Annotated in this window: 14 protein-coding genes and 3 tRNA genes; 8 read left to right on the top strand and 9 right to left on the bottom strand. The window is 59.6% G+C overall.

All coding sequences use genetic code 11. The annotated features are described in order from the left end of the window. Positions 1 to 12: 12 nt before the first annotated feature. Positions 13 to 915, top strand: coding sequence for a hypothetical protein (locus IAE77_RS04760; RefSeq protein ID WP_294222617.1), 903 nt, complete (start codon positions 13 to 15; stop codon positions 913 to 915). 68 nt (positions 916 to 983) lie between these two features. On the opposite strand, the gene IAE77_RS04765 is transcribed toward IAE77_RS04760, so the two are convergent. Then, complete coding sequence (locus tag IAE77_RS04765) at positions 984 to 2,006, bottom strand: cytochrome c peroxidase (protein WP_294222619.1); 1,023 nt, start codon at positions 2,004 to 2,006, stop codon at positions 984 to 986. Positions 2,007 to 2,220: 214 nt separating this feature from the next. Here IAE77_RS04765 and IAE77_RS04770 point away from each other — a divergent pair, with 214 nt between their 5' ends. From IAE77_RS04770 to IAE77_RS04780, 3 genes are read left to right on the top strand one after another with little or no spacing between them, the layout of a single operon-like run. Next, positions 2,221 to 3,942 (top strand): hypothetical protein, encoded by a 1,722-nt coding sequence (locus IAE77_RS04770; RefSeq protein ID WP_294222622.1) that lies wholly within the window; start codon positions 2,221 to 2,223, stop codon positions 3,940 to 3,942. Between the two features lie 35 nt (positions 3,943 to 3,977). Beyond that, positions 3,978 to 4,661, top strand: a complete 684-nt coding sequence (locus tag IAE77_RS04775; protein ID WP_294222625.1) for a hypothetical protein — start codon at positions 3,978 to 3,980, stop codon at positions 4,659 to 4,661. Between the two features lie 42 nt (positions 4,662 to 4,703). Continuing rightward, positions 4,704 to 5,084 (top strand): hypothetical protein, encoded by a 381-nt coding sequence (locus tag IAE77_RS04780; protein WP_294222628.1) that lies wholly within the window; start codon positions 4,704 to 4,706, stop codon positions 5,082 to 5,084. 80 nt (positions 5,085 to 5,164) lie between these two features. Here IAE77_RS04780 and sucD read toward each other — a convergent pair whose 3' ends face one another. From sucD to IAE77_RS04795, 3 genes are all read right to left on the bottom strand, one after another. Continuing rightward, on the bottom strand, positions 5,165 to 6,073 hold the full coding sequence (gene sucD / locus IAE77_RS04785; RefSeq protein ID WP_294222630.1) for a succinate--CoA ligase subunit alpha: 909 nt from the start codon (positions 6,071 to 6,073) through the stop codon (positions 5,165 to 5,167). A gap of 91 nt (positions 6,074 to 6,164) precedes the next feature. Continuing rightward, positions 6,165 to 6,533, bottom strand: a complete 369-nt coding sequence (locus tag IAE77_RS04790; RefSeq protein ID WP_294222633.1) for a diacylglycerol kinase family protein — start codon at positions 6,531 to 6,533, stop codon at positions 6,165 to 6,167. Between the two features lie 15 nt (positions 6,534 to 6,548). Beyond that, a complete protein-coding gene (locus IAE77_RS04795; RefSeq protein WP_294222636.1) occupies positions 6,549 to 7,625 on the bottom strand; it encodes a hypothetical protein in 1,077 nt (358 codons plus the stop codon). Positions 7,626 to 7,767: 142 nt separating this feature from the next. On the opposite strand from IAE77_RS04795, the gene IAE77_RS04800 reads away from it, so the two are divergent. Both IAE77_RS04800 and IAE77_RS04805 read left to right on the top strand, forming a co-directional pair. Continuing rightward, positions 7,768 to 8,073 (top strand): heavy-metal-associated domain-containing protein, encoded by a 306-nt coding sequence (locus IAE77_RS04800; protein WP_294222639.1) that lies wholly within the window; start codon positions 7,768 to 7,770, stop codon positions 8,071 to 8,073. Between the two features lie 99 nt (positions 8,074 to 8,172). Further along, a tRNA-Ser gene (locus IAE77_RS04805) sits at positions 8,173 to 8,263 on the top strand. A gap of 283 nt (positions 8,264 to 8,546) precedes the next feature. On the opposite strand, the gene IAE77_RS04810 is transcribed toward IAE77_RS04805, so the two are convergent. From IAE77_RS04810 to IAE77_RS04830, 5 genes are all read right to left on the bottom strand, one after another. Then, positions 8,547 to 8,623, bottom strand: a tRNA-Arg gene (locus IAE77_RS04810). Positions 8,624 to 8,734: 111 nt separating this feature from the next. Further along, entirely contained in the window at positions 8,735 to 10,156 is a 1,422-nt protein-coding gene (gene gatA, locus IAE77_RS04815; RefSeq protein WP_294222641.1) for an Asp-tRNA(Asn)/Glu-tRNA(Gln) amidotransferase subunit GatA, read from the bottom strand. Between the two features lie 24 nt (positions 10,157 to 10,180). Beyond that, positions 10,181 to 10,471 carry an Asp-tRNA(Asn)/Glu-tRNA(Gln) amidotransferase subunit GatC gene (gene gatC / locus IAE77_RS04820; RefSeq protein ID WP_294222644.1) on the bottom strand — a complete coding sequence of 97 codons (291 nt, stop codon included), beginning with the start codon at positions 10,469 to 10,471 and terminating at the stop codon, positions 10,181 to 10,183. A gap of 93 nt (positions 10,472 to 10,564) precedes the next feature. After that, entirely contained in the window at positions 10,565 to 10,984 is a 420-nt protein-coding gene (locus IAE77_RS04825) for an exosortase system-associated protein, TIGR04073 family (RefSeq protein ID WP_294222647.1), read from the bottom strand. Between the two features lie 269 nt (positions 10,985 to 11,253). Continuing rightward, positions 11,254 to 11,457 (bottom strand): hypothetical protein, encoded by a 204-nt coding sequence (locus IAE77_RS04830; RefSeq protein ID WP_294222650.1) that lies wholly within the window; start codon positions 11,455 to 11,457, stop codon positions 11,254 to 11,256. 163 nt (positions 11,458 to 11,620) lie between these two features. Between IAE77_RS04830 and IAE77_RS04835 the strand changes: the two genes are divergently transcribed. Together IAE77_RS04835 and IAE77_RS04840 are read left to right on the top strand one after the other, a co-directional pair. Then, a tRNA-Thr gene (locus IAE77_RS04835) sits at positions 11,621 to 11,695 on the top strand. A 14-nt stretch (positions 11,696 to 11,709) separates the two neighbouring features. After that, on the top strand, positions 11,710 to 12,756 hold the full coding sequence (locus IAE77_RS04840; protein WP_294222653.1) for a hypothetical protein: 1,047 nt from the start codon (positions 11,710 to 11,712) through the stop codon (positions 12,754 to 12,756). Positions 12,757 to 13,214: the final 458 nt, after the last annotated feature.

Genomic DNA, 13,214 nt, shown 5'->3' on the forward strand with positions numbered 1-13,214 from the left:
CCCAATAACCCCATGAACAACCCGCTCTACCTCAACGGCCGCTTTCCAGCGGTCAATTTCCAGGAACTCGACGAAGTTCCGGGCGTGCGCACGGTCGCCGTCCATCTCACTCCAGCCGTGGCCAAACGCCTGCTGGAGCGCAACGTGCACAACCGCAAGATCTCTGAGAAAGTCATCCTGAAATACATCGCCGAAATCAAGGCCGGCGAATGGCGGCTGACGCCCGGCGGCATCGGTTTCGATGATCAAGGTGCCCTGGTCGATGGGCAGCACCGTCTGCACGCCATCGTGCGCTCCAATCAAACCGTGCCACTGCTGGTGACCTTGGGCCTGCCTTGCACCAGCCAGGAAAAAGTGGACCGCCAGCGCCGCCGCTCGCTGTTTGATGCCTTTTTCGTTTCCGGCATCGCCACCCAGCGCCAGGAGGTGGAAATCGCCACCTGCCTCACCCGCCGGATGCTGCGCAGCGACAGCGGAGTGGTTCCCAGCGACGCACTGGTGAAACAAACGCTCGATTGCCACCTGGAGCACATCCGCAGGGTCATCGCCCTGATGAAAGGCGACAACAAAAGCCGCCGCGGCCTCAGTCAGGCCTCCTTCCTGGCCGCGGCCGTGCTTTATCACGAGATCGCGCCGGAGAAGTGCGCGGAATTCCTTCTCGGCATCCGCACGGGCGAAATGCTGACCCAGGATCATCCGGCCATGCGCCTGCGAAAGCTGCTCCTCGGCGAAACGTCACTCACATCGATGCCTCGTGGCGGAGCCAATCAAAGCTACATCTTCCGCCGCTCGATCTTCGCCATGCAGGCACACCTGGAAGGCCGGAACATCGCAGGATTGCGTGAGCAGGACGATTTCAACGCGCCACGAGGCACCCGCCGGCCCCAGCTCAAGCTGATGACGGCCGCCGCCTGAACGCCAAAAACAAACAGCCGGGTCTTTCGACCCGGCTGGCTGTGTGAATCCTCGCTTTCAGCGCTCAATCACGCTTTCGGCGTCTCGGCCGTGCTTTCAGGCAGCTTCGGAGCCTTGATGTATTCGGTCGGCAGATCGCCTTTCAGAGCCTTGAGGAAGGTGACGATGGAGGTCGTTTCCTCCTCGGTGAGCTGCTTGCCGAGCTGGTGGTCGGCCATCTTCTTCACCATCTCTTCGAGCGACTTCACCGAGCCGTCATGGAGATACGGGCCGGTTTCGGTCACATTCCGGAGGCTGGGCACTTTGAAGAAGCCCTTGTCGCCCTCGTTCTTGGTGGCCTCGGCACGTCCGCTGTCCTTGAGGTCGGGCCAGGCCTTCACCAGGCCGAGTTTCTGATACATCATGCCGCCGACAGGGGCGCCGTTGTGGCAGGTGACGCAACCGGTCTTGGCAAAGGTGGCGAAACCTTTCTTCTCGTCGGCTGTCATGGCGTCCTTGTTGCCCTTGAGGAAGGTGTCCCATTTCGAGGGGGTGAGCAGCTTGCGCTCGAAGGCGCCGACCGCCTTGCCGAAGTTGTTGTAGTTCACCGGGTCAGCCTCGCCAGGAAAGGCGGCTTTGAAGGCATCCACGTAACCGGGCATGCTCTTGAGCACCTTCACGACGAAATCCGCGCTCGGGGCGCCCATTTCGACCGGATTGAGCACGGGCCCCTTGGCCTGCTCCTCGACGCTCGGCGCACGTCCGTCCCAAAACTGGGCGACATGCAGCGCGGCATTGTAGGTGGTGGGGGAACTGCGGCCGCCAAGCTTGCCTTCATGACCGGGGGAGAACGGCAGGTTGTCGTTGCCGTATTTGTCGAGGATGTGACAGGAGTTGCAGGACATCTTGCCGTTCTTCGAGATGCGGGTCTCAAAGTAGAGCATGCGACCGAGATCGACCTTGGCGTCGGAGATTTCGTTGTCCGGCGAGGGTGCCAGTGAAGGCAGCGGCTGGAACATGGGAAGGAAGGCTTCCGTGAGATCAGCCTGCGCAAAGGCAGAGACGGCGCCAAACCCTGCTGCAAGGGCGAGTATGCGAGTGGTGAGTTTCATTGGGGTGGGAGGATGCGTTTTGTGCGCGTGCATCATACGTCGCACGCTGAAACGTGGTTTCAAGCGATTGCCCATGAGACAACTTCTCAGGCGGTTGAGTCCGCGATTGACGGAAACACTCCCAGCCCCGTACTCTGGCGACCATGTTCGCGGCAACCCATGTGCTCCAGCCTCTGGCAGGAACAATTGCAGAACGACGGAACGAGGCCGACTCATGACCGTCGCATCTGCCACGCATATTCTCGCCCGCGCACACTGGCGGATGCTGGTGCATAAGATGCGTTTCGGATTGCGTGAAAACCGGCTGCTAAGCCTGACGGTGGGCGGCTTTCTCGTGTTTTATGGCGTGGCATCCTATCTGCTGGTCTCACGGGGGCTGGAATTTGTGTCCAAAGTGCCGCTGATCGGTCCGCTGCTGACAGAGCGGCTGGTTTTTCTGCTCTTCTTTTTCTTTTTCGTGATGCTGGTCATCTCAAACGCCACCATCACAGGCATGGGCCTGTTTCGGCGGAAGGACATGGAGTGGCAGATCGCCCTGCCGCTGCCCCCACGCAGCCTGGTGCTGTGGAAAACGCTGGAAGGCATGCTGCTGGCGAGCTGGGGCCTGCTGGTGCTGAGTGCGCCGATCCTTCTGGCTTTGTCACGCACTTACAAGGCGGATGCGACCTTCATGCTGGCGGTGCTTCCAGCACTGCTGTCCCTCGTGACCATTGCAGCGAATGTCTCCACCTGGCTGCTGATCGCGCTGGTGAGGTGGGCGCGGCGCTGGATGTGGAAGCCGGTGATCGTCATGGTGATCATCGCACTGCTGCGGACACTGCCCGGATGGAATGAAGGCCTGGAGAGGCTGAACTCCGGGGATTTGACGTCGAGCCTGAACCAGATCCTGCAGCACACGGAAATCTGCATGCATCCACTGCTGCCGAGCTCCTGGGTGGCGGAAACCATCCAGGCGGCAGGACGCGGCATCGGCGACCGCACTGTGTTCTTCAATCTCGTGCTCTGCGCCCACGCCTTGATGAGCATTGTCATCACCGCCCGCGTCGCCAGCACGTCTTTCCATCCTGCCTGGAACCGCATCATGAGCGCCGCGCCTGGTGTCGCCGGAACCCGCCTCCAGCCGACGATCGGGTCGGAGCAGCGCCGTGGCACGGAAACGCTGCGGTGCCTGCTGGCTCTGGACCGCGCCTCTTTTGCCGTGCTGGTCAAAGAGGTGCGCACCTTTCTCCGGGAACCGGTGCAGTGGGGCCAGACGGCGATCATCTTCGGCCTGCTCCTGATGTATTCCATGAACCTGCGCAAGCTGGGCTACGATCTGCAAAGCCCGTTCTGGATCACTGTGGTCAGCCACCTGAACCTGCTGGTCTGCTGTCTGGCGCTGTCCACGCTGACGACACGCTTCATCTACCCGCAGTTCAGTCTGGAAGGGCAGCGTTTGTGGATCCTGGGCCTGTCACCACTGCCACTCCACCGTGTGCTGGCCCTGAAATTGCGCCTCAGTGCCGGAGTGCTGGCTTTGATCATGCTGCTGCTGGTGGTCGTCTCCGGCACCTCACTGTCACTGCCGTGGCAGCGCATCGTGTTCTTTGGCGCGACGATCTTGATGATGAGCTACGGCCTGACGTCGCTGGCCTTGTCCCTGGGAGCCTTGGTGCCAAATTTCCGTGAGTCCAACCCCGCCCGCATCGTTTCCGGCTTCGGCGGCACCGTCTGCTTGATCGCCAGCTTCATTTACATCGTCGGCGGCATGGCGCTGAGCTTGATTCCGTCCTGGCAAAATCTACGGCAGGATGCCACCACGTTAGTCACCTATGATCCACGTATCGAACTCGCGACGCTGGCCGGGATTGCGTTGCTGACCGCCCTTTTTGGCGGCCTGCCCTACTTTTTTGCCAAGAAGCAGACGAAAAATCTGGAATATTTAAGACACCTGTAGTATCTAGAGACTGGAAATAATTTCCATCAGTCTCAATGATCACCCGTAAAGCTCCCGTCCACGCCTCGGCTCCCGGTCACCTCGATGAGAATCTCCTCGTCTTCGACGAAGCTCCTGAATTCATGGATGGAGCCCCCGCCATCGCCCCGCTGGACAATGTGGATCTCAAAGTCAAAGCTGCCCAGGAACAGCTCATCCAGCTACGCCTCCAGCAGGAGGAAATCGAGAGGCAGAAGCAGCATCTGGAGGCGCTTCGCATCAAGCAAGAGCGTTTTGTCGCCGGAAAACGCGATCTTTTGGACAAGCTGAGCCGCTCCAACAGCCACGTCGAACGTGAACTTTACGATGCTCAGAAGCGGGTGGAGGAACTCTCCAGCACCCATGACGAATTCCACCGGCATCTGGAAATTCTAAAATCTCTCCAGCCTGAGAAGTGGCACCGCTCCCAGGTGAACGAAGAACTCGACAGCGCGCTCGCCGCCATCGAAGACGCGGAAAATGACTTCGCCAAAGGTATCCGCCGCCTGCAGGCGATGGCACCTCAGGAGCCGGTGTCCAGCGGGCCGGTCCACCTTGATGATGTCGATGCTCCGGTTCTGCCATCCTTTCTCTCGCACTCGGACGACATGACGACCTGGATGCGCCGCGGCCTGGCTTTCTCCCTGCCGATGATCGCCACCGTGCTCGTCGCGATTGTCCTGATCCGCCTGATGTTCTGAGCCTTCGGAACCCGGCCTGAATCCTCCCACCTCCCGCAAGCCATGGCTCTTTTCTCCGGCAACCGTAAAGTTCGTTCCCGTCGTCCGCAAAACGCGCTCGATCTGCGAAGCGAGCCCTCGCCTCGCGGCAAAACGCGTCACCTGGCGAAACGCTCGGACGAACTGAACAGCCAGATTCATCGCCTGGAGTGCTTCATCGCCGACGCCCCCCGCCTGCAACGTCAGCAGCGCCTCTCCAACGTGAACATGGTGCCGCCGATGGATCTGCCTTCACCCGTGCGTCGGAACCGCCGCCTCCCGATCGCGCAGCAACGTGCCCGCCGCGGGGAACGCCTGCGCATGCTCACCGAGGGGATCTTCGTGGTCGGAGCCATTGCAGCCGTCGTTGGATGGCTCAACCAATGGCTCCACTTCTGGAACTGAGGCGGAAACAATTTCCAAAATGAAAAAGCCGGACCACGAGGCCCGGCTTTTTCATTTTTTAAACTCTTCTCCAGCAAAGTTCAAGCCTTGCCCCAGCGCTTCAGCAGCGTGGTGGCCATGTCGGCCGGCGAATCGGAGACGGCGATCCCGCATTCGGCAAGAATGCGCTTTTTGGCGGCTGCGGTGTCATCCGCGCCACCGATGATGGCACCCGCATGGCCCATGCGGCGTCCGGGAGGTGCTGTGGCACCCGCGATGAAGGCCGCGATTGGCTTTTTGCAGTAATCTTTGGCCCAGAGACCGGCTTCCACCTCGGCATTGCCGCCGATTTCGCCGATCATGATGATCGCTTCGGTTTCCGGATCGTCATTGAACATCTTCAGCACGTCGAGATGATTCGTGCCGTTCACGGGGTCACCACCGATGCCGACGCAGGTGCTCTGGCCGTAACCACGTGTCGTGAGCTGCCACACGGCCTCATATGTGAGCGTGCCAGAACGGCTGACGACACCGACATTGCCGCGCTTGTGGATGTAACCTGGGGCGATGCCGATTCGGCAGCCGCCGTGGGATTTTTCACCGTGACCGGGGGTGACCAGCCCAGGGCAATTCGGGCCGATCAGACGCGTCTTGCTGCCCTTCATGGCCGATTTGACGCGAATCATGTCATTGACCGGAATGCCTTCGGTAATCGCGACCACGAGATCAAGACCGGCATCGACACCTTCAAGGATGGCATCAGCCGCAAAAGGCGGCGGCACGAAGATGACGCTAACAGTGGCTCCGGTTTCCTTCGCAGCTTCGCTCACAGTATCAAAAACGGGCACCTTTTTGCCGCTGTGCTCGAAAACCTGGCCGCCTTTGCCCGGAGTGACACCGGCGACGAGTTGGGTGCCGTAGTCGATGGAGGCCTTCGCATGACGGGAGCCGAAGTCCCCAGTGATGCCTTGAACGAGGATGCGGGTGTCAGTTTCAACGAGAATGGCCATCGGAGTGCTGGAGTGTGAGAAGTTTGGGGGCGGAGAAAGCCGCGCATCATAGGAGTGAGCCCCGTTGCGTCAAGGCGGGGGCCGAACATTCTCAAAACAACCGCAAGAGCCTGGGAAAAAACACCATCAGCCCCACGGCAGACGCAGCCAGCGCCGCCATCAGAACCGCAGCGGCCGCCACGTCCTTCACGCGACGGATCGCCTCCTCCCTGGCGCTGCTGACGCGGTCTGAGAGCACCTCGATGGCCGTGTTCAACAACTCCGCCGCCCATACCAAGCCAGCGGCGAGGATCACGGCGCACCATTCGAAGTTCGTGATTCCAAAGCCAATTCCTGCCACGACCACTGCGGCGCTCGCGATCGCATGCACCTGCACATTGCGCTGGGTTTTCACCGCCCAGAACAGACCCGCCAGCGCAGGCCCGAAACTGCGGCATACCAGTGAAAACCAGCGCAACATGGGAACGCGTGACGGCTACTGCGAACCGATGGGTTTTTCCACCACAGGAGCCGTGCCGGGCTCCGACACACTCTCAACCGTCTCGCGGAAATCTTCCAGCCAGCCCGCGGCATCCGGGTGATTCGGGTTGGCCTGGATGACCTTCAGCATCTCCGCCAGCGCATTGACGGCATTAAGGCCATTGGTCACCAGATAGCTGTTTTTTTCCCATTGGAGGCGCGGGCCTTCCTCTTTGTAATAAATGCCGAACTCCGTGTCACTCATCACTGCCTTGCGGATCGACATCGACGCATTGATGCGCGCGTCCCACTGGGCGGCGACCTCCGTCGGCCGCTCCTGCAAGTAGTAGGGCAGGATGGCCTTTGTGTAGATGCCATCGATGTCGAGAGGGCTGTATTCCCAGTCCTTTTTGTCGAGATAGTCCTGCAGCAGGTAGGCTTTGGCAAAATCACATCCTTGCACCGGCTGGCGCAGGAGCCCGTTCAGCGTGCCGCCAGGTCCGCCACCGCCACCACCGCCCCGACGTCCTCCACCTGGAGGCCCTTTGCTGTCTTTCGCTTCCACGGCTCCCGAAGCCGTGTGTTTCGTGGATTCCTGCACAGCAGCCACTGCCTTCGCCACGAAGGCCTGCAACGCCACCACCAACGGTCCCATCTTTTTCGTTTCCTTGACGTCCTGCGCCTGAATGGTCATCACCAGATACTCCAATTGCAGCATCAATCCCTTCTTGAAGTCATCATCCTTGAGGCGCTCCTCATTGCGATCCCGCCATTCCATGAAATCCGTCTGCTTCAGGTCCTTGCGGTCAAAATTCTCCAGCTTGTAGCAGTCGAGGTACAAACCGACAGCAGCCGCCTCGCTGGCCATTCCTTCGCGGAATTTCGTCAAGGCGGTGCTGAAAAGGCCATTCCGCCCCTGCCCGATCAGCGTCTCCGCTTTTTCCAGTTCCTTGAGGATGTGCGCGGTCTGAGCCGGAGTCAGCAGCACCTGGGACTTCGCCGGTGCCGTGGGGGGAGTATCAGCCGGAGTTTGCGCGAGGATCGGACTGGCCAGCATCGTGGCAGCCAGGAACAGAGATGAGGTGGATTTCATGATTGAGGGTCAGTAAACACGGCAAAACGCTCGTGGGCTCACAAAAAAGCACCGCTGGCGAAAATCTTTGTCTCAACGTGCCACGGCGCTCAAACTTGGACTTGGCTGAACAAAGTCACCGGCTAACAGTCCCATCCCCTCCATGAAAAACCTTCTGCTCGCCTTGATCGTCGCTGTGTTCACGCCCGCTTTCGCAGGCGACAAGCCCGTCACCTACACAGCGGAGATGAGCGGGATGATCTGCGCCGGGTGCAAAGATCACGTCACCACCGCTTTCAACAAACTCGACGGTGTTTCCAACGTGAAAATCGTCCCGGGCGACAAGCCGGGCACGCAAAAAGTCACCGTCACATCATCCTCCACCGCCATTACCAAGGAGGAGGCAGTCGCCGCCCTCGGCGCCTCCGCCTCCACTTACGTCGTGCATGCATGGACGAAGTCAGAGTGACGCCGCACAACTCTCTTCAGCATCGCAGGCAAAATCAGCTTGCCAGTGCCCGTGACTGCGCCACTATCCGCGCTCCCCTTTCCCCGGGAGTCCCAATTTGGACAGGTGTCAGAGTGGTCTAATGAGCACGCCTGGAAAGCGTGTGTACCCTAATCCGGTACCGAGGGTTCGAATCCCTCCCTGTCCGCCACCCTTCAGGCGTTGAGCAAAGCAGCATGGTGTCGCAGGAAGCGAGACGGCACCCTATGACGGTGGAAGCCAGCAACTTCGCGACAGCAGGTTAGGTGAACCGTCTCCTCTTTTCCCGACTGCAACAACGGGCTGTGGCAACAAAATGAGGCGAACAGATCGCAATGTCTGACAACATCAAAAGTTGTCCTCTGTTCGAGCAACTTATGCTCAAAGAGTTTTCACCAACACAGCGATGATATTTGCCCTTTCAGAGCTGCCGTGACAAAAACAAAAAAAGAAATTGGCGCACCCGTCAGGATTCGAACCTGAAACCTTCTGATCCGTAGTCAGATGCTCTAATCCGTTGAGCTACGGGTGCGTTGGCTTTTAGCCTTTCCCGCTGCCGGGAAGCGGCGGGCCATGAGACTAGACCAGCGACGGCCTTTGTCAATGAGCGTGACATATTTTATTCGCGATGCGGCGATACGAATCAGCGGGACTGTTCAAAGGCATGCGCGACTTGCAAGATGGTGGATTCATCGAGCGGCTTGCCCACGATCTGCAAGCCCACCGGCAGTGAAACACCGTCCACCGCTGCTTCGCCGCAAGGCACGCTGATGCCGGGGAGCCCAGCTAGGTTCACGGGTATTGTAAAAACGTCTTCGAGATAAGCGGCCAGTGGATTGTCCTTCAACTCACCCAGTTTATGGGCAGGCATCGGACTCGTGGGCGAGACGATGACATCGACCTTCTTGAAGGCGTCGGTAAAGTCATTGCGGATCAGCGTCCGGGCCTTCTGGGCTCGAATGTAATAGGCATCGTAGTAGCCGGAACTGAGCACGTAGGTGCCCAGCAGGATGCGGCGCTTGACCTCGGAACCCAATCCCTCGGCGCGAGATTGGGTGTAGTGTTCCATCAAGTCCGATGCGCTGGCGCTGCGCCGACCATAGCGAACGCCGTCAAAACGCGCGAGGTTCGCGGAAGCCTCCGCCGGAGCCAGTACATAGTAGGTGGCTACTCCGAGCTCGGTATGAGGCAGACTGATCTCCTCAATGATCGCTCCCAGGGATTCAAGCTGACGGATGGCCGCCTGCACGCTGGCTGAAACACCCTCGTGAATGCCGCTGATGTAATACTCCTTGGGTAGGCCGATCCGAAGGCCCTTGATGTCTCCGCCAAGGGCTGCGGTGAAATCGGGCGTTTCGACCTTCAGCGAGGTGGAATCGTGCGGATCGTGACGGCAGAGATGGTTCAAAAGGAGGGCGGAATCCGCCACTGTGCGGGTCACAGGCCCGATCTGATCAAGAGAAGAGGCGAATGCGACCAATCCGTAGCGGGAGACACGTCCGTAGGTCGGCTTGATGCCGACACAGCCGCACAAGGCGGCAGGCTGGCGAATGGAACCGCCAGTGTCGGAGCCCAAGGCGGCCACAGCGAGACCTCCCGCGACTGCGGCAGCGCTACCGCCACTGGAACCACCCGGCACACGGGAGAGATCTCGGGGATTGCGCGTGATGCCGAGCGCTGAGTTCTCTGTGGATGATCCCATGGCAAATTCGTCCATGTTCAGCCGTCCGAACGGCACGGCCCCGCCGGCCCGCATCCGCTGAATGGCACCAGCATCGTAAGGAGCGCGGTAGTTCTCGCTGAGAATCTTGGAGCCACAGGTGCATGGCTGGCCCATGACATTCATGTTGTCCTTCACAGCCACCGGAATGCCCCCCAACGGCAGGCTGATATCCGCCCGATCCGCTTCAGCAAGAGCGGAATCGAGATCCCAGGACAAATAGGCACCGATCTCGGAATTTCGAGATTCGATGGCCTTGGCGACGTCTAGCACGATGTCGCGAGGCTGAATCTCGCGGGCGGCAAGTTGCTTTCGAAGTGTGGTGATGGGGGCGGAGGCGAGCATGGCCAGCAGGTCAGAAAGAGGCGTTTATTCGATCACTTTGGGAATCTGGAACTGATCGGCACTGCGTTTGGGCGCATTGGACAGAGCTTGCTCCTGGGCGAGCCCGGGACGGGCTTCGTCGGCTCGAATCACGTCATAGACAGGCATGGCATGGGCCGTGGGCTCGACGGAGCCGAGGTCATAGCGCGTCAAGGTGTCGATATAACTGAGAATCCCGTCGATCTGAGCGGCGTAGCGCGCCGCCTCGTCTTCGGTGAGCGTTAACCGTGCAAGTCTGGCCACGTGATTGATGTCGATCTGATGTGCTGCTGGCATGTGTCCGCCCTTTGCCAGCGGGACGGGAGCTTTGCAAACAAAAGGCGCAGACTGCAAACAGTCTGCGCCCTTCAAAAACTCTGGTTGCGAGGATTACCAGCCCTGTGTGCGAGAATACGGACTCTCCGAACGATAGCCCAGTTCAGGAGCGAACTGGGTGTATCCCCACCAGTTGTCGAGCACCTCCTTGTGATGGTAAGGCTCACGATAGGTCATCTTCCAGCTTGGCACCGGGAAGGTTGCCGTCTCATAGAGGCCATAGACAGCTCTCACGAGCGTGCGCTTGGTGCCTTCAATCAGGAAATCAGAGGCAGCGGCAACTGCACCATCAGATTGGTTGCTCCGACGCCAGGTGGTGGGGTATTCCATCCACCCAAAAAGCAGATTACCAACACCACGGCTCAGCTTGCGGCTCCATGTGTTGTGATGACCAGGAGGAGACTGGATGTCTCCAAAAGCGACGCTGGTCAGGGCCAGCGCAGTGAGGGCGAGGAGGAAGAAGCGATTTTTCATGCTACAAAGCGATGATTAACAAATTCAGGCACTGTTTGGCAACCATTAAGTTCAGCTTTTTCAATGATTTCGGTGATTCACTCACTGCCGGCGAAAAACGAGGGGCTGATGATGCAGTTCCGCCCGCGCTTTTTAAGGCGTCAGAGAATAGGCGGGTCTCTCGATCACATTGCGCGGTGCCACTTCACTTCATATGGGGGTGACCGTAGAGGTCGCAGCCCAGCGTCCCGCCAGTGCCAAAGCGCCTCTACTGGGTGTCTGCCCGTAGATCAGTCCTTGCACTTGATCTGGTTGCGCATGCCACGCCACTTGGCGCGGTGCTTGGTTGCCCACTCGTTTAGAGCGAACTCCAGGCCGATGTCCCTGTCCTCTTTTTCACTCACGAGCCATTTCAGGCGCTGAATCTCCTCCTGTTCGGCCAGAAATTCGCCATAGGGCGTGCCTTGCAGTGCTTGTGTCGGGATTGAGGGCATCCGGCTCGATAGGGCGGCAAAGCCAGGGCTTCAAGCGTCACCTGACCTCGAAAAACTCCTGCGCAAGGTCCCCTGGAAACACGATTTTTTCGGCTGGTGGAAGAAAGCAAATGACAAGGAATGATGGTCCCTTATATAGTCGCCGTTTCAAATCACGTTCCACGCCGAAGTAGCTCAGAGGTAGAGCAGCGCATTCGTAATGCGCGGGTCGCGGGTTCAATTCCCGCCTTCGGCTCCACGAACAGTGCAACCATGACCCAGCCGAGCAACGCTGACAACCATGCGCCACGCCGGAGCCGGACCCGGCGGCGGGAGGCCATGGTCAATGCCATCGCCACCATCCTGGGTTGCATGGCTCTGGTGGTGATGATTGCCACCGTGGTGCGGGTGGTGATGGTGAAACTCTGGGAATCAGCCCGGGTCAATCCCGCTTACGTGGAGTCCGTCTATGACGACGAGAAAAGCCGCCGGTGGTCTGGAAAAACCACCACCGAGCCCGCCTTGCTGGACGAAACCACCCACGAGCCACCAAAGCCCGCGTCCGCCTCCCCGGTCCAGAGCGGTTCAGTGGCGACGGCCAATGCATCCCTCCTCACGCTGCGTCCAGGACCTGCACCAGTAGAACCTACGGCAAGCTCCATCCAGAACATCGAAAGCAAGCGCTCCCAGATCGAGAGCACGCTGCGCCAGTTCTTTGAATCGGCTGATGTGGGGCAGAAACTGGCGTTTGTGCGTGATCCCGGGCGGGTGCGCCCGCTGATGGAGCGCTACTACCGGAGCCGCCAGTCGCCGGCGTTGGAATGGAAGAGCCTCGGATGGGTGCTGCCGGTGGAGGAGCCGGGATTTCGTCTCGGCTATGCGCAGGCCATCCTCGCGAATTCAGAGCCCGTCAGTGTCATCATGGAGGAACTCGCCGATGGCTCCTTTCGAGTCGATTGGGAAAGCTCCGTGCGCTATGGCGAACTCGACTGGGGTGAGTTCATCAAAACCCAGCCAGCCTCTCCCAAGCTCTTCCGTGTGATCGCTTCCAAACCCCGGCATGCTCCGGTAGGCACGCCTCAGGACAGCGAGGTGCTGGAAATCAAGCACCCCGACGACGCGGACATGATTTACGCCTACTTCGACCGCAAGGACCCGAAGTTTCAGCCTTTGATCCAGCAACTCCAGACGGGGAACTGGAAGGATGTCCCATTAACTCTGCGACTCTGCTATCCGGGTCCCGCAGGCAGCGGCAAAAGCGCACGGATCGCCGATGTCGAAGGCAAGGGATGGCTGATTTTGCACGGAACCAGGAGCTAGACAGTGAGCAAAACGAAGAGCACCCAGAAAAAGGCGGCCCAGGGAAAGGCCAGGCCTAAAACTCCAGCACGGACTCAAGCCAAGCCAGCCCCCAAGGCGAAGAAGGCTCCACTAAAGCCCGCTCCGAAAAAGAAACCCAAGCCCCTGCCACCAAAGAAAGTCGCGCCTGCCAAGAAGGCGGCTTCAGCCAGAAAGCCGACATCGGACGGCAAGCCGCTGAAAAAGCCCTTCCCCGCGAAGGCAGTTACAAAGGCACCGGCACCCTCTGTCGCCAAGAAACCAGTCGCCAAGGCCCCTGCGAAGCCAGTCAAACAGCCGGCCAAGCCTGCACCTGCCACCAAAGCTCCCGTGGCCAAGGCGGCTCCGCCCCCTCCCGCTTCCAAAGCCCCGGCAAAAGCTGTCGCTGCGCCGAAATCCCTCTCCGCACCGAAGGCTGCGGCCGTGCCAACAGCTCCGCC

Source organism: Prosthecobacter sp. (assembly GCF_014879935.1).
Taxonomy (GTDB): domain Bacteria; phylum Verrucomicrobiota; class Verrucomicrobiia; order Verrucomicrobiales; family Verrucomicrobiaceae; genus Prosthecobacter.